Below are 23,685 nucleotides of genomic sequence, written 5' to 3' on the forward strand. Positions count from 1 at the left end.
TGCGTAGCTTCCGTGACCGTCTTTTGCATACGGAGACGGCCAATGCTCAAATTGCTCCGACTTGTCGCAGTGCGGGAAATCACTGGGCTCTCTCGATCTAGCATCTACGCAGATCCCGGCTTTCCAAAGCCAGTAAAGATTGGACCAAGAGCCGTTGCTTGGGTTGAGGAGGAAATAATCGGCTGGGTGGGTGCGCGCATTCAAGAGCGTGAGGTCATTTGATGCGCATCTTTGGCCACAAGATGTGGGACGGCGGGTTCGCCGCAGAAACCTGCCGTCAACCCGCCGTCAGGGCCGCGCAACCCGCCGTCATTCGTTGGTGTTCCGGCGTCCTCCGATCGCTGGGTCGATCGAATTCGGTCGTATTCAAGCGCCAACGGCGGGTTGACGGCGGGTTGACGGCGGGTTTTGGCGACAACCTGCCGTCGGGTAAGTCTTCAGAATAAAACGGAAAAACAAAAATGACGGCGGGTTAGGCGAGTTGGACACCTATGTGGGCTGATATGTGGCGCGGGCGTGGGCGCGCATACTCATCCAGTTATTTGATAACCCGCCGTCAGATAGAAAGAATCTAAATATAGAAAGAAATCGGGATGTTGAGATCGTTGGACTTGCCCCAGCGCAAGAGCTGGGGGGGGTATTGGAAACTCTAAGCTCTTGATGCCTCCACACCGGCTACCAAAGTTCAAAATTTCGGCGCGATATTTCGCACAATATTTTTTTAGCTAGCGAGCCCCTGCAGCTGCCGGGCGGGCCATGCGACGGTCTAACGAACGTTAGGCTATTCTGGACAACTGGAGGCGCCGATCCTGACCGCCTGTGGCACCCCCATGGGGGATTAGCGGTTGTGATCAGTCACAACTTCCATTGCGGATAAGCATCCCAACATCAGGTCGTAGAGTGCAACGGCACGAACGGCAGGTTTCGACCCATTGCAGACATTGGCTAGGGCTAGATGGAGGCACCTCGAAGTCTGAGCGAGTTACCGATAACTGCCACAGAGCTGAAGGCCATGGCGGCACCTGCAATGATCGGCGAGAGTAGGATGCCAAACGATGGGTAAAGGACCCCCGCTGCGATAGGCACACCGGCAGCATTGAAGATGAATGAGAAGAAGAGGTTCTCGCGGATGTTATGCATAACGGCGCGGCTCAGCTTCCGCGCCCTCACAATGCCCCATAGGTCGCCTTTCACAAGCGTTACGGCCGCGCTCTCCATCGCAACGTCAGTTCCCGTACCCATGGCGATGCCCACGTCAGCAGCGGCGAGGGCTGGAGCGTCATTAATGCCATCGCCGGCCATGGCGACGCGCCGCCCTTGTCCGCGTAGCTCCTCCACCTTTGTCTTCTTCTGATCGGGTAGGACCTCCGCCATTATTTCGTCGATGCCGACGCTGCGGCCGACAGCGGCAGCCGTGCGAGCATTATCTCCCGTCATCATGACAACGTGGATGCCCCGACGTCGCAGCTCGGCAATAGCCTCGACCGCGCTTTCTTTGACTGGGTCAGCAACGATGAGGAGACCGGCGAGATGGCCGTCGATGGCCATAAACATAACCCCACGACCCTCGGTGCGGTGCTTATCGGCCGGGGTCTCGAGCGCCGATGTGTCTACCCCAAGATCGGACAAGAGTGAGCGGTTCCCTAGGGCCACCTGGCGTGTTTCAACTTTGCCGGTGACCCCCTTGCCTGTGATCGATGCGAAGTCGCTTATCTCGGGTATCTCAACGCCTTGGGCCTCCGCCCCTTCCACGATAGCGGCAGCAAGCGGATGTTCACTGCCGCGTTCCAACGAAGCGGCCATGCGCAGGACATCCGTTCGGGTGAAGTCGCTTCGTGGCTCCACGGACATTAGCTTCGGCTTGCCTTCGGTGAGCGTCCCGGTCTTATCGACAACGAGCGTATCCACCTTCTCCGTGATTTCGAGCGCCTCAGCGTTCTTGACCAGCACGCCTGCCATGGCTCCGCGCCCTGTTCCAACCATGATGGACATCGGTGTCGCCAGACCCAGGGCGCAGGGACAGGCGATGATCAGCACTGCAATGGCGTTGACTAGCGCGTGGGCGAGCCGTGGTTCTGGGCCGACCAGGTTCCAAACTACGAAGGCGACCACGGCTACCAGAACCACTGCCGGGACGAACACGGCCGAGACGGTGTCAGCCAGTTTTTGGATGGGCGCTCTGGAACGCTGAGCCTCCGCAACCATGCGCACGATCTGGGCGAGCATCGTATCCCGGCCGACGCGCTCTGCGCGGAAAAGCAGCATCCCGGTTCCGTTGACCGTCGCTCCGATGACCTTCGCTCCGGCCGTCTTCTCCACGGGTACGGGTTCACCGCTGATCATGGCCTCATCAACCGAACTATGGCCCTCCAAGACCTCACCATCGACCGGCACCTTTTCGCCGGGTCGCACGCGCAGAACGTCACCAACGTGAACATCCTCAAGCGGCACGTCTTCTTCGCTACCGTCGCGGTTGACGCGCCGCGCTGTCTTCGGAGCGAGGCCAAGGAGTGCGCGGATTGCTCTGCCCGTTGCGGACCGGGCGTGTAGCTCAAGGACCTGTCCCAACAGGACAAGCGTGGTGATCACTGCGGCTGCCTCGAAATAGACCGGAACTAATCCGCCCATGCTCCGTAGCGAGGCGGGGAAAATGCCGGGAGCAATCGCGGCCACCAGGCTGTAGCCGTAAGCAACCCCGACCCCCAGGCCGATCAGCGTGAACATGTTGAGCTGGCGGCTTTTCAGGCTTGCCAAGAACCGCACGAAGAACGGCCAGCCACCCCAGAGAACGACGGGGGTCGCCAGCGCGAGCTGCACCCAGAGGGACGTGCGCATGGGAAGCAGGTCCCACCCGAGTACCTCGGCTCCGAGTGTCAGTATGATCAGCGGGATAGACAGTGCGGCACTCACCCAGAAACGCCTGCTCATGTCGATCAGCTCGGGGTTGGCTCCCTCTTCAAGAGAAGGTTCCAACGGCTCCAGAGCCATGCCGCAGATTGGACATGCACCCGGCCGGTCGCGCCTGATTTGCGGATGCATCGGGCAGGTCCAGATCGTGCCGGCAGACGCCTCGGGCAACGCACCTGTCGCTGGGTGCATTGCAGCTGGGTCTCTGTTAGGAGGATTGAGATAGACGTCGGGGTCGCGCTCGAACTTTTCGCGACAGCGGGGCGAGCAGAAGAAGTAGATCGCCTCTCCTAGGGCTAAGCGATGCTGGGCAGTGCGCGTGTCCACCTTCATGCCGCACACCGGGTCCGTCACGACGCTGCCATGCGCCCGATCTGTACCAGTCCCGGCTGAATGGTCGTGATGCTGATGCTCGTTCATGCGACCGCTAACATGGGCCGCTGCACCGGGTCACTTCAATGCTTTGGCTGGTCCTGCGTCTTATCCTTAGCCGCGTCGTGGCCGGAGTGAGCCGCCATGCCCTGATGCATTTTCATCATCTCGGCCATCATCTGATGCATTTCGTGCATCTCACGCATCATCTGAGCGCAGTGGTCTTCCCCAGCCTTAGCCTCATGCTGTCCTGCGGCTTGATGTTGCTCATGAGACGAAGGCGGAGTTTGCGCGGCAGCGAGCGTGGCTGCGGACACTAGGACCGGCGCGGCAATCAGTGAGATAGTCTTCATCGTGTGTGCCTCCTTACCTGCGGCCTAGAGGTGCGGTCGCATTGTAGATCAGCGCGAAAGCCGCACTGACGAGCGCGCCGAATAGTAGGGACCAAAGTGTGCCTTCCGCGAGGGCGCGACCGGAACTCATGTCAGCGTTGGTGAATAAGCTTAGGTAGGCGTGCGTGGGACTGGAGAAGGGCACGAACGTTCCCACCCAGCACAGGACAAAAACGACTGCCGCCGTTAAGGCACCCGCGACCAGTAGTCTGGTCACGCTCAACCTGTGGCCACGGTCCGTTTCCGCGAGCGTTGTGGATGATGTGGTAGCCATGATGGCCTCCTTGACGCGCAGATTTTGGGCACGGGTCCAAGGACAGCTCTATCAGTAATGGTGCGTAACCGATTGATTTGGGTCACTGCGTCGCAACCGAAAAACTAGTGTCTGCTTTCCACCCATTCCGGACATTCTAACTCGCTGGGCTTATGCGGGGTCGCGTGACACGGATTTGGAAAGTGCTGGCGATCATAGCGCTTGGCGCGGTCCTCGCGCTGGCACTCTTGAACGGCTGGTATAATGGTTAGGCCATGCTCTACCTCGCCATCAAAGCCGCTCTATCCGGCATCATCATCGCCACGACGAAAGCCTGCCAGAGCATCTGCGGCAGATTAAACGATTGCCCTGACAGGAGCCGCTGTTACATCTGCGCAGTCCAACTGATACACCCACGGCTGAACGAGCCTAATGTTCTCAATAGGTTAAGGGTCCGGCGCCATAGTCCTCTCCTAGGCACCTTCGGGTGATACCTTAGGTTTCAGGCGGCTGCTGCCAAGCACCTCAAAAGAGGCGATTTGTGGAGTTGAGCCCTCTGATTTCCAATCAGGGCGCTTAGAGCGTGCGCAAACACTCCCGGTGCTCGTCAGGTCCCTAATCGCGCGTAAGGCCACTCCGAGTTAGTCCTGCTCCTCTTTCAGCGAGTGCTCGGATCCGAAGGAGCTGTTCCATCTCGTGGTCGCCACACCTGCTCTGCCAGGTCGATCGTCGTATCGATCTGAGCAATGAGCGCGTCGAAGGCGGCCGCAATCGACATCCAGCGTTCGCGGGCTTCATCACTCATGGGGCTCTGGGCGCGTCGTCAGACAAGCGCGGCGATCGTCGCGATGGCGATTGCGAAGCATAGGATGAGAAACGGCAGCGCGAGGATGAGCACGGTCGCGGACGTTGCGTTCGTGCGGCCAGTGGCGGTGTCGATGCCGCGGTCCACGAACTCGTGCCATTTGAGCGCGACGCCACGGCTGTCAGGCGCCATGTTCGGAAACAGGGCCGGAATGGCGAAGAATGCCGCGAGAAACGCGAAGATGACGCCGAAGGAAACGGCCATGTGACCACTGAACGCGACGCTCAGAACGGCGACGAACCCCGTGAACATGATCGCCATGGCGGCATAGACGCCGAACGGCACCTCGAAGCTCTGGTCCTCACAGGCACGCGGGACTGGGCTTTCGACGATCTCGTCAGTGGCAAGAAGCTGGGTCTGATTGACGTGGCGCATGAACTGGGTCTCCTCTGCCTACCGAGGCTATCGCCGGGCTCTCTGGCCGACTTGACCTAGATCAAAAGCTGGCGGCGCAAGTGCGCCCAAATGCGCGCCATCAGAGGAGGCGCAGTTGCAGACCCGGGGCGAACAAATGCTGGCGTTGCGGCGGGCGCGGATGGCGGCGGCGCCGGCCATATTGCGGGGCGGCTTCAGGCCATTCTTTTTCGGCGGCGCCCTGTGGGCGATCATCGCGCTCTCGATCTGGCTGTACGCGCTGGTCAGTGGGATCAGCCTGCCGTCAGCCTTCGATCCCCTGTCCTGGCATCGTCACGAGATGCTGTTCGGCTTCGTCGGCGCAATCATCGCCGGCTTCCTGCTGACTGCAGTCCCCAACTGGACCGGACGGCTGCCGATCGCCGGACCACCGCTTGCGGCCCTGTTCGCGCTGTGGCTTGCCGCGCGTCTGGCGGTACTCTTCTCGGCTTTCACAGGCTTGGCGACGGCCGCAATCCTCGATGTCGGATTTTTCGTGACCCTAGCCGCGCTCGCGGCTCGCGAAGTGTTGGAGTCCGGGAACCGAAACCTGCCTGTGGTAGGCCTTATCTTCCTTTTCGGTGTCGTCGACGCGCTCGACTACGCGGGAATGACCGAAGTCCTCGACCCGGATTATTCTTGGCGATGCGCCGTAGGGCTGGTGATCGTGCTCATCTCGCTGATCGGTGGTCGCATCGTTCCATCCTTCACGCGCAACTGGCTGGTCAAACGAGGGGTTCGTGACGGCTTGCCTGTCCAGCCGACGGCTTTCGACCTGGGCGTGATTGCTGTAACTGCACTTGCGTTCGTCGCCTGGATCACGGGGCCTCATGGCGTGCTCACCGGCGCCATTTTCGTGGCAGCCGCGGCCGGTCAGGCTTCACGTCTCGTCCGCTGGAAGGGATGGAAGACCTTCGCCGACCCCCTCGTGATCATACTCCATGTAGCTTACGCTTGGGTCCCAGTCGGCCTGGCGCTTCTTGCGGCCGTCGAATTGGGTGCCCCAATTCCGCGATCGGCGGCAGTTCACGCGCTGACCGCAGGGGCAATGGCGACCATGATCTTGGCCGTCATGACTCGAGCGACCCTTGGACATACGGGTCGAGAGCTGCGTGCGAATTGGCCAACACAACTCGCATACGTGCTCATCACCGCTGGAGCCCTCTTGCGCGTCGCGGCATCTCTTGGTCTCCTCGACTACCGGCTCGGCCTAGAGGTAGCCGGTGCGGCCTGGATGGGAGCATTCCTCTGCTTCTTGGGTGCTTACGGGCCGATCCTGTTCAGCGCTCGCATCGACGAGAAAATTTGAGCGATCTCAATTGCGATAGATCAAACGCAGTATCTTGCGGTCTGCCACGCTCCCTCCCTCAACATATGGAGGGGGACATGACATTCGACGTCGCGCTGGCAGAGGAAATCTGGACCGCGAAATATCGCTTCAGCCCTAGCGAAGGCAAAGGCGACGATAGTTTCGAACAGACTGCTGCGCGAGTCGCGCGAGCCGTTGCCGTGGCCGAGCTTCCCGAGCATCGATCCCGGTGGGAGGCACGGTTTCGCGATGCCGTCGCGGACTTGCGCTTCATCCCCGCGGGGCGTGTGCTCGCCGGAGCCGGCACAGAGCGAAGCGTTACTCTGTTCAACTGTTTCGTCATGGGGACCATTCCCGACAGCCTGGAAGGGATTTTCGAACATCTGAAGCAAGCCGCTCTGACGATGCAGCAGGGAGGCGGCGTCGGCATGGATTTCTCCACCATCCGCCCGGCGGGAAGCCCGGTGCTTGGGGTGGGAGCTGATGCGTCCGGTCCGCTCACCTTCATGGACTGCTGGGATTCGATGTGCCGTACCGTCCACTCGGCCGGGCAGCGGCGCGGGGCTATGATGGGCTGCCTGAGGATCGACCATCCGGACATTGAGGCGTTCATAGATGCCAAGCGTGATCCGCACCGGTTTCGCAATTTCAACCTCTCGGTGCTGGTGACGGACGGCTTCATGACGGCACTGGGAAGCGACGCCGAGTGGCCGCTCGTCTTTAACGGAAATGTCGTGCGGACGCTTCGCGCTCGCGAACTCTGGGAACGGCTGATGCGCGCGACATATGACGCCGCCGAGCCAGGTGTGATCTTCATCGACCGAGTGAACGCGGCCAACAATCTCGCGTATTGCGAAACGATCAGCGCGAGCAACCCCTGCGGGGAACAGATGCTGCCGCCATATGGAGCGTGCCTCCTCGGCTCGATCAACCTCGCGCGCCTGGTCGATCGACCGTTCGAAGCTGACGCGGCGCTCGACGAAGACCAGCTTGCGGAACTCACGCACACTGCCGTGCGGATGCTCGACAATGTGATCGACATTTCTCGCTACCCGCTGCCCGAGCAGGAAGCGGAGGCGAACGCCAAGCGGCGCATAGGGCTCGGTATCACTGGTCTTGCAGATGCACTTCTATTCTGTGGCGCCGCCTATGGCAGCAGCGATGCCGTAGCGCTCACGCGCCGTTGGCTGGGCATCATCAAGCGCGAGGCGTACCGCGCTTCGGCCCTCCTCGCTTGCGAGAAGGGATCGTTCCCGCTGTATGACGCGGTGATGCAGGATCGGCCCAACCTAGCCGATCTCGACGAGGAGACGCGGGCGCTGATCGCCGAGCATGGGCTTCGCAACGGCTGCCTCACCTCGATCGCGCCGACCGGCACAACGTCATTGCTTGCGGGCAATGTCTCGTCGGGCATCGAGCCGGTGTTCGCTTATTCTTACACGCGCAAGATTCGGCGCCAGGACGGCAGCACACGAGAGGAGCACGTGGAGGATCACGCTCTTCGCGTCTGGCGTCAGCTCAAGGGTGACGCGCAGCCCCCTCCGGGGCTGTTCGTGAGTGCGCAGACGCTCTCGCCAGCAGACCATCTAACGATGCAGGCGGCTGCCCAGGCGCTGATCGACAGCTCCATCTCGAAGACAGTCAATTGCCCGGAGGATATCAACTTCGAAGCGTTCGCCGACATCTATGTCGAAGGCTATCATCTCGGCTGCAAGGGTCTGACGACCTATCGGCCAAATGCCGTCACGGGCTCCGTCCTAAGCGTTGCGGCGCCAAAGGCGGATCCCGTGCCCAGCAAGGGGGATGATGTCCTGTCGCCGCGGGAGGATCAACTTCACGGAACGACCTACAAGCTCAAATGGCCGGAGAGCGCGCACGCAGTCTACGTGACCATCAACGATGTTGATCAGGACGGGGTCCGGCGGCCGTTCGAGATGTTCATCAACTCCAAGAACATGGAGCATTATGCGTGGACGCTGGGTCTCACCCGGATGATCTCAGCGGTATTTCGGAGGAGCTCGGATGTCGCATTCGTTGCCGAAGAACTGAAGGCCGTATTTGACCCACGCGGGGGCGCGTGGATGCAGGGACGATATGTGCCTTCCTTGCTTGCCGCGATCGGTGACATCGTTGACCGGCACCTCGACGGTATTCGTAGCGGCGGTCTGCCGAGACGTGAGGTGGGGTTCTCACACTCGTTCACTCCGACGGCTTGCCCGCAATGCGGGGCATCGGCGATCATCAAGGTCGAAGGCTGCAATAACTGCCTTGAATGCGGCTATTCGAAATGCGGCTAGGTTACACTGCCCGGCTGTGCTGGTCGCCACGTGACAGGTGCGCGTCGAACGCTGCTGCGATCGACCGCACCAGCGGCCGCCCGCGCGTAGTTACTGAAATGCGCGCGCCATTTCGTTCGATGAGGCCATCTGCGATGAGCGGCTCCAGTGCAGCTTCTTCCAGCAGCGTGTTCAAGTCGCCCCCGAACACCCGGCAGACCGCGGGGAAATCTACGCGCTGGTCGCACATCAGGCGCTCGATCACCGCGCCACGAAGCCGGTCGTCACCTGCGAAGCGGTAACCGCGAGCAATCGGCAGTCGGTCTTCGTCAACCAGCCGCTGATATTCCGGGATTCGAACTTCGTTCTGAACGTAGCCTTGGGGTAGCCGGCCGATCGACGAAGCGCCGAGGCCGATCAGTACGTCCGCGTCGTCGGTCGTATAACCCTGGAAGTTGCGGTGGAGCTTGCCGGCCTCGGCCGCCTTCGTGAGCGGATCATCGGGGAGCGCGAAATGGTCCAGTCCGATCTCGACATAGCCTACCTGTATTAGCGCGTCCGCAATCGCGCGTGATTGCAAGAATCGCGCTTCGGAATCAGGAAGATTCCCCTCATCGATTTTTCGCTGGTGAGGTTTGAACGCAGGCACGTGCGCGTAGCCGAATACCGCCAACCGATGCGGCTGGAGCTGGATCGTCTGTTCTACTGTCTCGATGCAGGATCTCACGGTTTGGTGGGGCAGGCCGTAAATGAGGTCGAAATTGAGCCGATCGATGCCGTTGACCCGCAGAATTCGGACCGCAGCCTCCGTATCGGCAAAGCTCTGGACCCTGTTGATCGCCTGCTGGACCTTCGGATCGAAGCTCTGCAAGCCAAGGCTGGCCCGGTTGAATCCGCAACCGCCGAGCGCCTCGGCCATTTCGTCCGTCAAGGTCCGCGGATCGATCTCGATCGCGATCTCGGCGTCATCGGCGATGAAGAACTGATCGGCCAGCCGGCGCATTAGCGACCGCATCTGATCGGGCGCCATCAGCGTGGGAGTGCCGCCGCCAAAGTGGATATGGCTGATTGTCAGGGGGCCGGCGGCCCGCTGGGCAACCTGGTCGATCTCGCGCCCAAGGAAATCCAAGTATCGCGCAACAGGGGCCTCTCGACCGGCGACTGTCGTATGGCACCCGCAATACCAACACATGGCGCGGCAGAAGGGGATGTGCAGATACAAAGACGCCTTGATGGGCGGCAACGACGCGAGCCACGAACGATAATGGGTTTCCCCGATGTCAGGCGAGAAGTGGGGGGCTGTCGGGTAGCTCGTGTAGCGCGGAATTCGCGCGTCACCGTATCGAGCAAGCAGTTCGGCAGAGAGCATATCGGTCATTCTGCTGATTGCTATCTGAGCTCGATCGCTACCACTTGATCCAGATCACCAGCGCTCCGTATTGAACTGCTAGCGGGTACGCATGGAAACACGGATGGGCGTAGGCGAACTCGGCGCTGCCGGAACCAAGGACTTCGTCGACAGCTTCGGTCGGCGGATCACCTATGTACGCCTGTCCGTAACAGACCGATGCGACCTGCGATGCCGCTACTGCATGGCGGAGCGCATGCAGTTCCTGCCGAAGCGCGAGATCCTCACGCTCGAAGAAATGGCGAGCCTCGCCGATATCCTGATTGCCCGCGGCGTTCGGAAGATCCGGCTGACGGGCGGCGAGCCGCTGGTGCGCAAGGGGGTCATGGAACTCGTGCGAGCCCTCGGACAACGGCTGGGCTCAGGTCTCGATCAATTGGTGCTGACGACGAACGGCACCCGTCTCGAGCGCTTTGCCGATGAGCTTAGCGATGCGGGCATCAGGCGCATCAACGTCAGCCTCGATAGCCGACGGCCAGAGCGCTTCGGTCACATCACTCGCGGCGGCGACCTGAACCAGGTGCTGCGCGGTATCGATGCTGCCCTGACTGCCGGCCTGGCGGTCAAGATTAACATGGTCGCGCTCGCCGGCGTCAACGAGGACGAAATCGAGGAAATGCTGCGCTGGTGCGCGGCCATGGCCATCGACCTGACGCTCATCGAGACGATGCCGCTCGGCGAGGTCGAGGAAGATCGTACCGACCATTACCTGCCGCTCGATCTCGTCAAGCGCAGGTTGGAAAAGTGCTTTACCCTGGTCCCATCGACCAAGAGAACCGGAGGGCCGGCGCGCTATTTCGAGGTGACCGAGCTGCAGTCGTGCCTTGGCCTGATCACCCCGCTCACCAACAACTTCTGCGAAGGCTGCAATCGAATCCGTATCGCCGCAACAGGGACCGTCTTCGGCTGTCTTGGGCACGATCAGAAGGTCGAGTTGCGCGACGCGCTCCGGTCCGGTGGACCCCAAGAGGTCAACGGCCTTCTCGATCGGCTTCTCGCCGGCAAGCCGCGGCGGCACGATTTCAGGATCGGCGGCGCACCGGCCGTCGCGAGACACATGAGCGTAACGGGGGGCTGAGCTGCGCTTTCAAATGATTCTGATCAATCGCTTGCCTGAGACTTGCTGCGAGAGCGACCCTCGACACGAATCGCCGATCGCGAGGCAACAGTAATGATTGGGACGAGCGAACAGTCTGCCGCCGGCGCGAGCCAAGCGCTTTGGTCGAGCACGATCGCATTCACGGTCTGTTTCGCCGTGTGGACAATATTCTCGATCATCGGGATCGGAGTGAAGGACCAGCTAGGACTGACCGAAACCGAGTTCGGCTTGCTGGTCGGAACCCCGATCCTGACTGGATCCCTGAGCCGAGTATTGCTGGGCGTTTGGTCCGATCAGCTGGGGGGGCGCCGCGTTTTCGCAATTGTTATGGTCCTGGCTGGAATCGCGACATTCCTGACCTCTTACGCCGATACTTATACGGAGCTGCTGATCGCCGCCCTTGGTGTCGGCATCGCCGGTGGAGCCTTCTCCGTCGGCGTCACATACGTCTCGAAATTCTATCCTAAGGAAAAGCAGGGGCTCGCCCTAGGCATCTTCGGCGCCGGCAACGTCGGCTCTGCCGTAACAAAGTTCCTGGCGCCGTTCGTGATGGTGGCGATGGGATGGCAGGCCGTCGCGCAGGTTTGGGCAGCCGCGATCATCATTGCTGCGGTGCTGTTCCTCCTGTTCACGAAAGAGGACCCAGACCAGCTCGAGCGCGCCAAGTCCGGTCGCAAGGGCGTCCCAATGCGCGACCAGCTTGCGGTCCTGAGGAACGTCCAGGTCTGGCGCTTCGCACTCTACTATTTCTTCGTGTTCGGAGCGTTCGTCGCGCTTGCATTGTGGCTCCCGCGCTACCTGATGGGTGTCTACCACTTAGACGTCAAAACGGCGGGCATGCTCGCTGCATTCTATTCTGTCCCTGCCAGCCTGTTCCGCATCTATGGCGGCAAGTTGTCCGACCGCTACGGGGCGAGGTCGGTCCTTTATGTGACGTTCGGCATCTCGGTGTTCTGCACCTTCATGCTCTCCTATCCGCCGACGACCTACATCATCGAGGGCGTTCGCGGACCGATAACCTTCCGCACCGAGATGGGGCTGATCCCATTCCTCGTCGCCATCTTCGTGCTCGGTTTCTTCATGAGCCTGGGGAAGGCGGCGGTCTTCAAACACATTCCGGTCTATTACCCGAACCACGTGGGCGCGGTGGGCGGGCTGGTCGGCATGATCGGCGGGCTGGGTGGATTTGTGCTGCCACTCGCGTTTGGAGCGCTCAACGATCTTACCGGCGTTTGGACGAGTTGCTTCGTACTTCTGTTCGTCCTGGTTTCGATCGCCCTGACCTGGATGCATTTTGCGGTCCGCCAGATGGAGCGTGCCGCCATGCGCCGGGGCGAAGCCGGGCAGGTGCCGGAGTTGCCCGAAATGCAGGGATTCGGCGAGCCGGGCATCACTGCGCCGCCGCGCCGTGCCGGGCCAATTGCGGACTGGCGTCCTGAAGACGAGGACTTCTGGAAACGCGGCGGACGCGCGGTAGCCAGACGCAATTTGTGGATTTCCACTTACTGCCTGATGTTGTCATTCGCGCTCTGGATGGTGTGGAGCGTAGTCGTCGCGCGCCTGCCTGCCATTGGCTTCGATTTCACCACCGATCAATTGTTTTGGCTTGCCGCGCTGCCCGGCCTGTCCGGCGCGACATTGCGCATCTTTTATGCCTTCCTCGTGCCGATTTTCGGTGGACGGCTGTGGACGACGCTCTCTACTGCCTCGTTGCTGATCCCGGCCTTCGGCATCGGCTATGCCGTTCAATCACCGGAAACGCCGTACCTCATCTTCATCGTGCTGGCGCTCCTGTGTGGGCTCGGCGGAGGCAATTTCGCCTCATCGATGGCCAACATCAGTTTCTTCTTCCCCAAGGCGGAGAAAGGGAATGCGTTGGCCCTCAATGCCGGGCTCGGCAATCTGGGTGTGAGCCTGATGCAGTTCCTCGTGCCGGTCGTGGTCACCATGACCCTGTTCGGAGCTCTCGGCGGTCAATCGCAAGTCGCGGCCGATGGCACTCAATTGTGGATGCAGAACGCAGGATTCGTGTGGATTCCGCTGATCATCCTTGGCTCAGTCGCAGCCTGGTTTGGAATGAACGATATTCTCAGCGCCAAATCTTCCTTCGCGGACCAGGCGGCCATATTCGGACGCCTGCACACTTGGCTGATGTGCTGGCTCTATACCGGCACCTTCGGGACCTTCATCGGCATGTCGGCGGGCTTCCCGCTATTGGCGAAACTGGTCTTCCCGGAAGTGAACGCGCTCAAATATGCCTTTATCGGTCCTCTGATCGGGGCGCTGTCACGCGCTGCGACGGGCTGGGTTGCCGATAAGTACGGTGGCGCTCGGGTCAGTTTCTGCGTCTTCATAGTGCAGATTGCGGCCATCGTCGGAATGATCTCGTTCCTCGACGTTCGCAGCTTCCCCGGCTTCTTTGCAATGGTCTTGCTCCTGTTCCTCGCAAGCGGAGTCGGCAATGCGTCAACCTTCCAAATGGTGCCGGGCATTATGCGGCGCGAGATCGACCGGACGGAGCCGAACCTGCCGGAACAACAGCGGCGCGCGCAGGCGGAGCGCGAGTCTGCTGCGGTGATAGGCTTTACTTCCGCGATCGCCGCCTATGGCGCCTTCTACATCCCGAAGGCCTACGGCTCCTCGATTCAGCTGACAGGCGCCGCCGACGCCGCGCTCTGGGGTTTCCTGCTCTTCTACATCAGCTGCGCGGCACTGACCTGGCTCGCTTACAGCGGCCCGCACGGCGTCCTCTACGCCTTGGAGCGCAAGCCAGCGGTGCCCTCCGCCTCAACCGTGCCCGCCTGAAAAGGACGAAGTTGAATGAGTCATTTTCTCGATCGCCTGACCTACTTTCGCCGGACACGCGATAAGTTTTCGGATGGGCATGGCATCACCACCGACGAGGCGCGTGAATGGGAGGATGCGTATCGCAAACGCTGGGCCGCTGACAAAATCGTGCGCTCGACCCACGGCGTGAACTGCACCGGATCCTGCTCGTGGAAGATCTACGTGAAGGGCGGAATTGTCACGTGGGAAACGCAACAGACGGATTATCCACGCACGCGTCCTGACCTTCCGAACCATGAGCCCCGAGGCTGTCCGCGTGGCGCCAGCTACAGCTGGTATCTCTATTCAGGCACGCGCATCAAATACCCGCTCGTCCGTGCACGGCTGATTCGCCACTGGCGCGAGGCCCGGAAGACCAAGCCTCCGGTCGCGGCCTGGAAGTCTATCGTCGAGGACTCCGAGAAGCGGCGCGACTGGGTGTCGAAGCGCGGTCGCGGCGGTTTCGTCCGCGTTGGCTGGGACGAAGTGACCGAGCTGATCGCCGCGGCCAACGCCTACACGATCAAGGAATATGGACCTGACCGGATCGCGGGCTTCTCTCCGATCCCGGCGATGTCGATGATCTCCTACGCAGCGGGCAGCCGTTACCTCTCTCTGATCGGCGGCAATCTGCTCAGCTTCTACGATTGGTATTGCGACCTGCCGCCGTCGAGTCCGCAAACTTGGGGCGAGCAGACCGACGTTCCGGAAAGCGCCGATTGGTACAACGCGGGCTTCCTGCTCGTCTGGGGCTCGAATATTCCGATGACGCGCGCGCCCGACGCGCACTTCTATTCGGAGGTCCGTTACCGCGGCGCGAAGAGCGTTGTCATCGCGCCCGACTATAACGAGGCCGCGAAATTCTCGGACATGTGGCTGCACCCGAAACAGGGCACCGACGCCGCGCTCGCGCTGGCGCTCGGCCACGTTGTGCTTCGTGAATATTACGTCGACCGGCAGGCGGAATATTTCACCGACTACACGCGCAAATATTCAGACTTCCCGTTGCTCGTGAAGTTGGTCGAGCGGGACGGCCGGCTCGTCCAGGACCGACTGCTCCGCGCGGCAGACATCAGGGGCGCGCTCGGCGAAGATGCCAATCCCGACTGGAAAACGGTCGCCTTCGACGAGACCAGCGGAAAGCTCGTCTGCCCGCTAGGATCGGCGGGCCACCGCTGGGGCGACAAGGGCAAATGGAATCTCGAGGAGAAGGACGGGAAGGGCAAGGACGTCCGCCTCCGCACCACGCTGGCCGACGACCATGACGAGATCGTCCCCGTGGCATTTCCCTACTTCGGCGGCGACGCCCCGCACGACTTCGTCGCGACGGACCACCCCGAAGTTCTGCTACGTAACATCCCCGTCAAAACGCTGAAGCTCGCCGACGGTAGCAAAGCGCAGGTCGCGACCGTGTTCGACCTGTTCTGCGCAAATTACGGCGTCGACCGCGGGTTTGGCGGCGCCAACGTAGCGAAGAGCTTCGATGACGACGTACCGTTCACGCCAGCGTGGGCCGAGAAGGTCACCGGTGTCCCGCGCCAGGCCATCATCCAGGTGGCGCGCGAATTCGCATCGAACGCAGAGATCACGAACGGCCGTTCGATGGTGATCCTCGGGGCCGGCCTGAACCACTGGTACCACATGGACATGAGCTATCGCGGGATCATCGCGCTGCTCGTCATGTGCGGATGCGTCGGCCAGTCGGGCGGCGGCTGGTCGCACTATGTCGGCCAGGAAAAGCTCCGTCCGCAGACCGGCTGGCTGCCGCTCGCGTTCGGGCTCGACTGGAGCCGCCCACCGAGGCAGATGAACGGCACCAGTTTCTTCTACGCGCACACCGACCAGTGGCGGTACGAGAGCCTGCGGATGTCAGAGATCCTGTCTCCGCTCTCTCCGGAAGGCGATTGGTCGGGGAGTTTGCTCGACTACAATGCCAAGGCCGAGCGGATGGGCTGGCTTCCGTCGGCGCCGCAGTTCGACGCCAATCCGATCGAATGGGGCAACCGCATCAAGAGCATTGGCGCCGACCCGGCGACGGTTGTCGTCGACGCCTTGAAAGCCGGGGACCTCAAGCCCGCAAGCCTTGATCCCGACAATCCGGTCAACTGGCCGCGCAACATGTTCTTCTGGCGCTCGAACGTGCTCGGCGCGAGCGGCAAGGGACACGAATATTTCCTGAAGCATCTCGTCGGCTCGATGCACGGAGTGATCGGCACGGACGAAGAATCAGCGGGCCTCGAACGCCCGAAGGACGTGGTGTGGCGAGAAGACGCGCCGGTCGGGAAGCTCGACCTGATGGTCAACATCGACTTCCGCATGTCGACCACCAGCATCTACTCCGACGTCGTCCTTCCGACGGCCACCTGGTACGAGAAGCACGACCTCAACACGTCGGACATGCACCCGTTCATCCACCCGCTTTCGGCGGCGGTGGATCCGGCGTGGGAAACGAAAAGCGACTGGAATATCTTCCGGGAGGTAGCGAAGAAGTTCTCCGACGTCGCGCCGGAGGTTCTCGGGGTCGAGCACGACCTGGTGATGACTCCGATCCTCCATGACACGCCGGCCGAGCTTGCGCAGCCCTATGAACCGAAGGACTGGTTGAAGGGTGAATGCGAGCCGGTTCCCGGCAAGACCATGCCGAACGTGACGATCGTCGAACGCAACTACCCGGAGACGTTCGCTCGCTTCACGTCGATGGGTCCGTTGCTTGAAGAGCTCGGCAATGGCGCCAAGGGTCTCAACTGGGACACCAAGCGCGAGGTCCAGCTACTCGGCGATCTCAACGGCAGGGTCATCGAGGGAACGACCGCCGGGCGCCCGAAGATCGATTCCGACATCGACGCCTGCGAGACGATCCTCATGCTCGCTCCGGAGACCAACGGCGAGGTCGCGGTGAAGGCGTGGGAGTCGCTCGGCAAGATCACCGGCCGCGACCACTCTCATCTCGCCGAAGGCAAGGAAGAGGAGAAGATCCGCTTCCGCGATGTCGCCGCGCAGCCGCGCAAGATCATCTCGTCACCGATCTGGTCGGGGCTCGAAAGCGAGCATGTCTGCTACAACGCCGGCTACACCAATGTGCACGAGCTGATCCCGTGGCGGACGCTGACCGGCCGTCAGCAGCTCTATCAGGACCATCACTGGATGCGGGCGTTCGGCGAGGCGTTCGTTACCTGGCGTCCGCCGATCGACACCAAGACCGTGCGCCAGGTTCTTGGCAAGCTTCCGAACGGAAACCAGGAAATCCTGCTCAACATCCTCACCCCCCACCAGAAGTGGGGCATCCATTCGACCTATACCGAGAACTTGATCATGCTCAGTCTCAACCGGGGCGGGCCGACGGTGTGGATCAGCGAGGACGACGCGAAGGCCGCTGGCATCGTCGATAACGACTGGATCGAGGTGTTCAACGTCAACGGCGCGCTGACCGCCCGGGCGATCGTGTCCCAGCGGATCATGCCGGGCTCCGCAATCATGTACCACGCGCAGGAAAAGCTGGTGAACACGGTGGGGTCGGAGATCACCGGCCAGCGCGGCGGAATCCACAACAGCGTCACGCGCATCAACATGAAGCCGACGCACATGATCGGCGGCTACGTCCAGCTCGCCTACGGCTTCAATTACTACGGTACGGTCGGAGCCAACCGCGACGAGTTCGTGATCGTCCGCAAAATGAGCGAGGTGAACTGGTTCGATAAAGCGGCTGACGATTCCGCCAACGTCGAGGGCGGGACCGCCGACTGGGGAACAGGTGCTAGAAGCGACCTTGCCGCCCGAAAGGAGACGGCGCGATGAAGGTCCGTGCGCAGATCGCGATGGTCCTGAATCTCGACAAGTGCATCGGCTGTCACACCTGCTCGATCACCTGCAAGAACGTCTGGACCAACCGCGAAGGCGTTGAATACGCCTGGTTCAACAACGTCGAGACCAAGCCCGGCATCGGCTACCCGAAGGACTGGGAAAACCAGGATCGCTGGAAGGGCGGCTGGGTCCGCAGGAAAAACGGGAAGATCGTTCCTCGCCAGGGCGCCAAGTGGCGCATCCTGTCGAAGATCTTCGCCAACCCGCACCTGCCGGAGATCGACGACTTCTACGAGCCATACACGTTCGAATACGAATGGCTGCAAAGTGCGCCGGAACTGCAGGCGCAGCCGACGGCGCGGCCGCGATCGCTGATCACCGGCGAAAAGCTCAACAAGATCGAGTGGAGCGGCAACTGGGAGGACATGCTCGGCGGCGAGTTCGAGAAGCGCAGCCACGATTACAACTTCGACGGCGTCCAGAAGGAAATCTACGGCCAGTTCGAAAAGACGTTCATGATGTACCTGCCGAGGCTGTGCGAGCACTGCCTCAACCCAGCCTGCCTCGCCTCCTGCCCGTCCGGCGCGATCTACAAGCGGGCCGAGGACGGCATCGTCCTGATCGACCAGGAGAAGTGCCGCGGCTGGCGGATGTGCGTGTCCGGCTGCCCGTACAAGAAGATCTATTACAACTGGGCGACCGGGAAGTCGGAGAAGTGCATTTTCTGTTACCCGCGCATCGAGACGGGTCAGCCGACCGTCTGCTCGGAAACCTGTGTCGGCCGCATCCGCTATCTCGGCGTCGTCCTTTACGATGCGGACCGGATCGATTCCGCGGCTTCGGTCGAGGATCCTAAGGATCTCTATCCGGCGCAGCTCGACGTCTTCCTGGATCCTAACGACGTCACCGTGCAGGAAGCTGCGCGGGCCGAAGGGATCACCGATCAATGGCTCGAGGCGGCGATGCGCTCGCCGGTCTACAAGATGGCCGTCGAATGGAAGATCGCCTTTCCACTCCACCCCGAATACCGGACACTTCCGATGGTCTGGTACGTCCCGCCATTGTCGCCGATCCAGTCGGCGGCGGAGGCCGGCAAGATGTCGGTCCAGGACGGAATGCCGGACGTCCGGTCGCTCCGGATTCCGCTGCGCTACCTCGCCAATCTGCTCACTGCAGGCGACGAGGAACCGATCGCGGCGGCGCTCGAGCGGATGCTGGCTATGCGCGCCTACATGCGCGCGAAGAGCGTCGAAGGTCGTATCGACGAGTCCATCCCGGAACGCGTGGGACTGACCCGCGCCCGCATCGAGGAAATGTACCGGATCATGGCGCTCGCCGCTTATGAGGACCGCTACGTCATCCCGACTGCGCGCCGCGAGCTAGACGAAGACGCCTATGTCCTTCGCGGATCGTCCGGCTTCGGCTTCCGCGAAGGCACGCAGGGCAGGACCAAGGTCAATTTGTTCGGCGGCGGCGCGGACAAGGCCAGGGCAAAGCGCGAACCTCGATTGGACATCCCGTCATGAAGCTGACCCTGAGATCGCTCGCCGCTTTGCTTGGCTATCCTTCGGCAGAGCTGAAGGAGAACGCCGGCGAAATCCGCCATGTGCTTCGATCGGAGGCGGCATTGCCCGCCGCCGAATTGGCCCGGTTGGAGACTCTTCTAGCCGAGGTCGAGACGACGGAATTGCTCGACCTTCAGTCCGCCTACAGCGAGCTGTTCGACCGTTCCCGCTCGCTTTCGTTGCACTTGTTCGAGCATGTCCATGGCGACAGCCGCGAGCGGGGCCAGGCGATGATCGATCTTGGCGAGCAATATATGGAGAGCGGCTTCCTCCTCGAAGCCAGCGAGCTTCCGGACTTCGTGCCGGTGTTCCTCGAATATGCGTCCTGCCTCTCCGCTCGGGACGCTCACGAGATGCTCGGTCAGCCCGCGCATGTCTTCGCCGCCCTCGCCGAGCGCCTCGACAAGAGGGAGGCACCCTACGGCGCCGTCTTCCACGCGCTCGTCGCCCTGTCGAAGGTTCGCGTGGACGCCGACGCCCGCGCGCTGATCGACGAGAACACGCCCGCCGTGGATGCCGCGGATATCGATGCCGAATGGGAGGAGGCGCCCGTCTCGTTCAACCTCGGCGGAGCGCATGAAATGGGCGGCCCGACAGGGGTCGTCGCCAAGATCCGGGCCTCGAACCGCCCGGTGAATCAGGAGGCCGCACGATGACCGACTTCATCAACCAGCTCGCGTTCGGCTGGTATCCGTATCTTGCGGTTACGGTGCTGGTCGTCGGAAGCATCCTGCGTTTCGATTCCAACCAGTACAGCTGGCGATCACAGTCGAGCCAGTTCCTCCGCCGCCGCCAGATGGTGCTCGGCTCCAACCTCTTCCACATGGGTATTCTGGTGCTTCTGATGGGCCATTTCGTCGGCCTGCTGACCCCCATCAACGTCTTCGACGCGCTCGGCGTGAGCCATTCTTTCAAACAGACCACGGCGCTGGTGGTCGGCGGGATCGCCGGTTTCTTCGCCTACATCGGCTGCACCTTGCTGCTCCACCGGCGGCTGTTCGATACGCGGATCCGCAAGAGTTCGTCGGTCGGCGACATCCTCGTCCTGATCTTAATCTGGCTCCAGCTGACGCTCGGCTTGCTCACTACCTGGTGGACGTTGAAGCATCTCGACGGCAGCGAGATGGTGAAGTTCATGAGCTGGGCGAACGGAATGCTTCGGCTCGACCCCGCGGCACCGGAAATCCTCAAGGACGTGGCGCTTGTCTACAAGCTCCACATCATCCTTGGGCTTACGCTGTTCCTGATCACGCCGTTTACGCGCCTGGTGCACATCTGGAGCGCGCCGGTCTGGTTCCTGCTGCGGCCCGGATACCAGATCGTCCGGACCCGGCGCTCAAAGCACACCGCCGCGTCGCCGACCCGCGGACCGGCGGGCGGAGCGCCAAGCTACGGCGGTCCTACCGTGCTTCGGCAGATGGCCGAAAGCGGGCAGGAAGGCGCATGAGCCGCCGCCTCGACGTCATCAATCTCGGTGATCCGGCCCAGCGCCCGGATCCGCGGATGATGAGTTCCTGCGAGACCGGCGGATGCGGTGGCGGCGCGGAACCGCTGATCCCGCCGCCGCCGACGTTCGGGGAAGTCCGCATCAACGGCGTGGAGATTTCGCCGGAGGCCATCGCGGAGGAGATCCAGCACCATCCTGCTCCGGACGCCGAAACTGCATGGATTGAGGCTGCGCGGGCCTTGGCCGTTCGCGAGCTCCTGCTCCAAGAGGCGCGCCGGATGGGACTTTCAGCTGAGCCTTCGGCAGATGAGGCCGGCCGGTCCGAGGTGGCTGAAGACGCGCTCGTCCGGGCGTTGCTCGAGGAGGAAGTCGTGCCATCAAAGCCGACCGACCAGGAGTGCCTCCGTTATTATGAAGCGAACGTCGATCGCTTTCGCACGCCGGACCTTTTCGATGCGGCGCATATTCTTCTCGAGCCGGAGGGCACGGACGAAAAGGCCTGGTCTTCAGCCCTCGATAGCGCTCGCAACATAATCAGCAATATCGGCAATGGCGCAGATGCCTTTGCTGCAGCCGCACGCACCCGCTCAGCCTGTGCTTCGGCACAGCAGGATGGATCGCTTGGACAAATCCGGCGCGGAGAGCTGGTCCCAGAGGTTCAAGCAGGTCTAGAGGCGCTCGCCGAAGGGACGACCGCGCGCGAGCCTATTCGCTCCCGCTTTGGATGGCACATCCTCAGGCTTCATCGGCGGATAGCGGGACAGACCTTGCCATTCGAGGCCGTTTGCGACCGAATTTGCGACATGCTCGAGGCCCGCAGCTGGTCGATCGAGGCCACACGTTATGTCGCCAGTTTGGCCGCCAGCGGCACTGTTGAAGGCGTTCGCATTGAGGCGTCCGACTGATGCCTATGCTCGGCGACCTGATAGCGGCCGCGCGTTCGTCTTCGAACGATTTCCAGGCTTGGCTCGAGGGTTCCGATCCGGATTTTGCAAGGAATGTCGAGCGCGCAGCTGCGAGGCAGCGTACGACGCCGACCGGTTTCGTCCGCGCGGCAATGGCCGATTTCAGCCGCTTCGCGTCCGAGGAGGATTGGGCGACGCTTACGTCGAGCCTCAGGGACACCGACGATCCTGGGACGGTGTGCTTGCTGGCGATGGTGCATTGGCGGCTGACCGTTCGCGGTTGCTCTAAGCATTCTCAAAGGCCAAGCCATGCTGACCTGACAGAGGGACGGTACCATGAGTGAGCAATCCAGGGACGAGCCGCGGGACGCGCCGCTCAATCCGGCGCTGAAAAGTGAGACAGAGACTGTTTATCCAACGGGCGAGTCTTCACGTGCGCCCATTGAGACGACGTCTGCGAAGGAAAATGAGGGAGAGGGGTGGCCCGTCGCGTGGCTGCTCGTGACCCTTGTCGGCGTGGGGCTAGCTGTTTACTTCCTGCTTTAATTCTCGTCGCACGAGGGCAGATCACGAACGAAGCTCGCAGTTTCGAGCCTTAGGCCCAGACGTTCGAGACCCGATCGCGTGCGTGATGCACGTTCCACGCTTTTTCCGGCCACGGTGAAATTGAGCGAGGAGCATCCAAGCTCGACCGCAATTCTCTCAAGCTCACGGCACAGGGCCTCACGCACGCGATCGTCCCCCCGCAAGTCGAAAGCGACAATGACTTCAACATCCAGGCTTTGCTCATGCCGGAGATTGCGGCTGCGGCGATAGGCTGCCGCCCCGTGCACATAATTGTCGGCCGCCCTGATCGCGATCACGCCTCCGCCTTCTCGAAGAAGCTCCCAACCGAATTCCAGCCATCGTTCGAGACTGACACGAGTGGCCGAACGGATAAGCGGATAGACCTGCGCCAGCCGCTCATAATCAACAGACTGAACGGTCAAATCCGGCATCGATCCTCTTGCTGCACTGCTTCGCCAAGATTGAACGCTAAGACGGATCGGCTATTGCATTGTTGAGCCAGATCATTCGTTCGCATGGGCGTAGTGGCCCGCAAGGAATAATAGAGTTGCCCTACATACCGACCGGAAACCTGACGCCCCTTCCCGATGAGCATCCGTGCGCGACGTGCCCGGTACGTCCGATCACAATCTGCCGAGGTCTCGACGCACCGACACTCGCCGGGATGCGCTCTTTGGGAACGATGCAGCGGCTAAAGCCCGAGCAATCTGTGTTTCACGAGGGAGACCCGGCGAAACGGGTATTCATGGTCACTAATGGATCGCTCAAGCTCTACACCTTGCTAGCGGATGGCCGGCGGCAGATCACCGGCTTCATGTTCCCCGGCGATTTTCTCGGCGTCAGTATCGACGAGGAATATGCGTTCACGGTGGAAGCGCTCGAAGACACGGAATTATGGTGGTTCTCGCGGGAAGCCTTCGATCGTTTCATCAGTGAACATCCGCAAGTTGAGCGGGAGCTCTACCGGCTCGCCGCGCACGAGCTTGCTGAAGCGCAGCGGCAGATGGTCCTGCTTGGCCGGAAGGCCGCGGCAGAGAGACTGGCCAGCTTCTTCCTGTCGCTTCTGGAACGCAACGAACGTGCCAGCGGCGTGCAGGAGACGAACTTCGATCTGCCCATGAGCCGCATCGATATCGCAGATTATCTCGGTCTTACGAAGGAGACTGTCAGCCGCATGCTCGCTCATCTGCGGAACCGCGGCCTTATCCGGCTGCAGGCGCAGGACCGCGTCCAAATCCTCGATCGGATTGGCCTTCGTTCAATGGCTGAGGGTGAAAGCGCCGAAGTAGGCGAGTAGCCT

At 61.5% G+C, this 23,685-nt stretch carries 18 protein-coding genes; 12 read left to right on the forward strand and 6 right to left on the reverse strand.

Features of this window, described 5'->3' with window-relative positions:
• Positions 1-42: 42 nt before the first annotated feature.
• Entirely contained in the window at positions 43-222 is a 180-nt protein-coding gene (locus LZ538_RS09235) for a helix-turn-helix transcriptional regulator (RefSeq protein WP_249831734.1), read from the forward strand.
• 729 nt (positions 223-951) lie between these two features.
• Here the strand turns inward: LZ538_RS09235 and LZ538_RS09240 are convergent.
• The 4 genes from LZ538_RS09240 to LZ538_RS09255 form a co-directional block, all read right to left on the reverse strand.
• Positions 952-3,327 carry a heavy metal translocating P-type ATPase gene (locus LZ538_RS09240; protein ID WP_249831735.1) on the reverse strand — a complete coding sequence of 792 codons (2,376 nt, stop codon included), beginning with the start codon at positions 3,325-3,327 and terminating at the stop codon, positions 952-954.
• A 35-nt stretch (positions 3,328-3,362) separates the two neighbouring features.
• The gene (locus LZ538_RS09245) at positions 3,363-3,632 is read right to left on the reverse strand and encodes a hypothetical protein (RefSeq protein ID WP_249831736.1); all 270 of its coding nucleotides are present in this window, start codon (positions 3,630-3,632) and stop codon (positions 3,363-3,365) included.
• Between the two features lie 950 nt (positions 3,633-4,582).
• On the reverse strand, positions 4,583-4,729 hold the full coding sequence (locus tag LZ538_RS09250; protein ID WP_249831737.1) for a hypothetical protein: 147 nt from the start codon (positions 4,727-4,729) through the stop codon (positions 4,583-4,585).
• 18 nt (positions 4,730-4,747) lie between these two features.
• A complete protein-coding gene (locus LZ538_RS09255; RefSeq protein ID WP_249831738.1) occupies positions 4,748-5,164 on the reverse strand; it encodes a hypothetical protein in 417 nt (138 codons plus the stop codon).
• A 115-nt stretch (positions 5,165-5,279) separates the two neighbouring features.
• Between LZ538_RS09255 and LZ538_RS09260 the strand changes: the two genes are divergently transcribed.
• The gene (locus LZ538_RS09260) at positions 5,280-6,491 is read left to right on the forward strand and encodes an NnrS family protein (protein WP_249831739.1); all 1,212 of its coding nucleotides are present in this window, start codon (positions 5,280-5,282) and stop codon (positions 6,489-6,491) included.
• A 77-nt stretch (positions 6,492-6,568) separates the two neighbouring features.
• The gene (locus LZ538_RS09265) at positions 6,569-8,788 is read left to right on the forward strand and encodes an adenosylcobalamin-dependent ribonucleoside-diphosphate reductase (protein ID WP_249831740.1); all 2,220 of its coding nucleotides are present in this window, start codon (positions 6,569-6,571) and stop codon (positions 8,786-8,788) included.
• Position 8,789: 1 nt separating this feature from the next.
• On the opposite strand, the gene hemN is transcribed toward LZ538_RS09265, so the two are convergent.
• A complete protein-coding gene (gene hemN, locus LZ538_RS09270; protein ID WP_249831741.1) occupies positions 8,790-10,145 on the reverse strand; it encodes an oxygen-independent coproporphyrinogen III oxidase in 1,356 nt (451 codons plus the stop codon).
• Between the two features lie 82 nt (positions 10,146-10,227).
• Here hemN and moaA point away from each other — a divergent pair, with 82 nt between their 5' ends.
• The 8 genes from moaA to LZ538_RS09310 all read left to right on the forward strand — a co-directional run bounded on the left by moaA (position 10,228) and on the right by LZ538_RS09310 (position 22,162).
• The gene (gene moaA / locus LZ538_RS09275; protein ID WP_430741968.1) at positions 10,228-11,253 is read left to right on the forward strand and encodes a GTP 3',8-cyclase MoaA; all 1,026 of its coding nucleotides are present in this window, start codon (positions 10,228-10,230) and stop codon (positions 11,251-11,253) included.
• Between the two features lie 93 nt (positions 11,254-11,346).
• On the forward strand, positions 11,347-14,079 hold the full coding sequence (locus LZ538_RS09280; RefSeq protein WP_249831742.1) for a nitrate/nitrite transporter: 2,733 nt from the start codon (positions 11,347-11,349) through the stop codon (positions 14,077-14,079).
• Between the two features lie 15 nt (positions 14,080-14,094).
• Positions 14,095-17,895, forward strand: a complete 3,801-nt coding sequence (locus LZ538_RS09285) for a nitrate reductase subunit alpha (RefSeq protein ID WP_283937749.1) — start codon at positions 14,095-14,097, stop codon at positions 17,893-17,895.
• Positions 17,892-19,427 (forward strand): nitrate reductase subunit beta, encoded by a 1,536-nt coding sequence (narH, locus tag LZ538_RS09290; RefSeq protein ID WP_249831743.1) that lies wholly within the window; start codon positions 17,892-17,894, stop codon positions 19,425-19,427. The genes LZ538_RS09285 and narH overlap by 4 nt, the downstream gene beginning before the upstream one ends.
• Positions 19,424-20,122, forward strand: coding sequence for a nitrate reductase molybdenum cofactor assembly chaperone (gene narJ, locus LZ538_RS09295; protein WP_249831744.1), 699 nt, complete (start codon positions 19,424-19,426; stop codon positions 20,120-20,122). Before narH ends, narJ begins: the two co-directional genes overlap by 4 nt.
• Positions 20,119-20,913, forward strand: a complete 795-nt coding sequence (gene narI, locus LZ538_RS09300) for a respiratory nitrate reductase subunit gamma (protein ID WP_249831745.1) — start codon at positions 20,119-20,121, stop codon at positions 20,911-20,913. The genes narJ and narI overlap by 4 nt, the downstream gene beginning before the upstream one ends.
• Positions 20,910-21,818: a peptidylprolyl isomerase gene (locus LZ538_RS09305; protein WP_249831746.1), complete on the forward strand. Its 909-nt coding sequence runs from the start codon at positions 20,910-20,912 to the stop codon at positions 21,816-21,818. The genes narI and LZ538_RS09305 overlap by 4 nt, the downstream gene beginning before the upstream one ends.
• Complete coding sequence (locus LZ538_RS09310) at positions 21,818-22,162, forward strand: hypothetical protein (RefSeq protein WP_249831747.1); 345 nt, start codon at positions 21,818-21,820, stop codon at positions 22,160-22,162. The genes LZ538_RS09305 and LZ538_RS09310 overlap by 1 nt, the downstream gene beginning before the upstream one ends.
• A gap of 198 nt (positions 22,163-22,360) precedes the next feature.
• On the opposite strand, the gene LZ538_RS09315 is transcribed toward LZ538_RS09310, so the two are convergent.
• Positions 22,361-22,816 (reverse strand): hypothetical protein, encoded by a 456-nt coding sequence (locus LZ538_RS09315; RefSeq protein WP_249831748.1) that lies wholly within the window; start codon positions 22,814-22,816, stop codon positions 22,361-22,363.
• Positions 22,817-22,932: 116 nt separating this feature from the next.
• Between LZ538_RS09315 and LZ538_RS09320 the strand changes: the two genes are divergently transcribed.
• Entirely contained in the window at positions 22,933-23,682 is a 750-nt protein-coding gene (locus LZ538_RS09320; protein WP_249831749.1) for a Crp/Fnr family transcriptional regulator, read from the forward strand.
• Positions 23,683-23,685 lie beyond the last annotated feature (3 nt).

The organism is Sphingomonas hankyongi (assembly GCF_023516575.1).
GTDB classification, from domain to species: domain Bacteria; phylum Pseudomonadota; class Alphaproteobacteria; order Sphingomonadales; family Sphingomonadaceae; genus Sphingomicrobium; species Sphingomicrobium hankyongi.

Coding starts and splice junctions, on each gene's coding strand:
- LZ538_RS09235 (WP_249831734.1), top strand. CDS start 43: ATGCTCAAATTGCTCCGACTTGTCGCAGTGCGGGAAATCACTGGGCTC.
- LZ538_RS09240 (WP_249831735.1), bottom strand. CDS start 3,327: ATGAACGAGCATCAGCATCACGACCATTCAGCCGGGACTGGTACAGAT.
- LZ538_RS09245 (WP_249831736.1), bottom strand. CDS start 3,632: ATGAAGACTATCTCACTGATTGCCGCGCCGGTCCTAGTGTCCGCAGCC.
- LZ538_RS09250 (WP_249831737.1), bottom strand. CDS start 4,729: ATGAGTGATGAAGCCCGCGAACGCTGGATGTCGATTGCGGCCGCCTTC.
- LZ538_RS09255 (WP_249831738.1), bottom strand. CDS start 5,164: ATGCGCCACGTCAATCAGACCCAGCTTCTTGCCACTGACGAGATCGTC.
- LZ538_RS09265 (WP_249831740.1), top strand. CDS start 6,569: ATGACATTCGACGTCGCGCTGGCAGAGGAAATCTGGACCGCGAAATAT.
- hemN (WP_249831741.1), bottom strand. CDS start 10,145: ATGACCGATATGCTCTCTGCCGAACTGCTTGCTCGATACGGTGACGCG.
- moaA (WP_430741968.1), top strand. CDS start 10,228: ATGGAAACACGGATGGGCGTAGGCGAACTCGGCGCTGCCGGAACCAAG.
- LZ538_RS09280 (WP_249831742.1), top strand. CDS start 11,347: ATGATTGGGACGAGCGAACAGTCTGCCGCCGGCGCGAGCCAAGCGCTT.
- LZ538_RS09285 (WP_283937749.1), top strand. CDS start 14,095: ATGAGTCATTTTCTCGATCGCCTGACCTACTTTCGCCGGACACGCGAT.
- narH (WP_249831743.1), top strand. CDS start 17,892: ATGAAGGTCCGTGCGCAGATCGCGATGGTCCTGAATCTCGACAAGTGC.
- narJ (WP_249831744.1), top strand. CDS start 19,424: ATGAAGCTGACCCTGAGATCGCTCGCCGCTTTGCTTGGCTATCCTTCG.
- narI (WP_249831745.1), top strand. CDS start 20,119: ATGACCGACTTCATCAACCAGCTCGCGTTCGGCTGGTATCCGTATCTT.
- LZ538_RS09305 (WP_249831746.1), top strand. CDS start 20,910: ATGAGCCGCCGCCTCGACGTCATCAATCTCGGTGATCCGGCCCAGCGC.
- LZ538_RS09310 (WP_249831747.1), top strand. CDS start 21,818: ATGCCTATGCTCGGCGACCTGATAGCGGCCGCGCGTTCGTCTTCGAAC.
- LZ538_RS09315 (WP_249831748.1), bottom strand. CDS start 22,816: ATGCCGGATTTGACCGTTCAGTCTGTTGATTATGAGCGGCTGGCGCAG.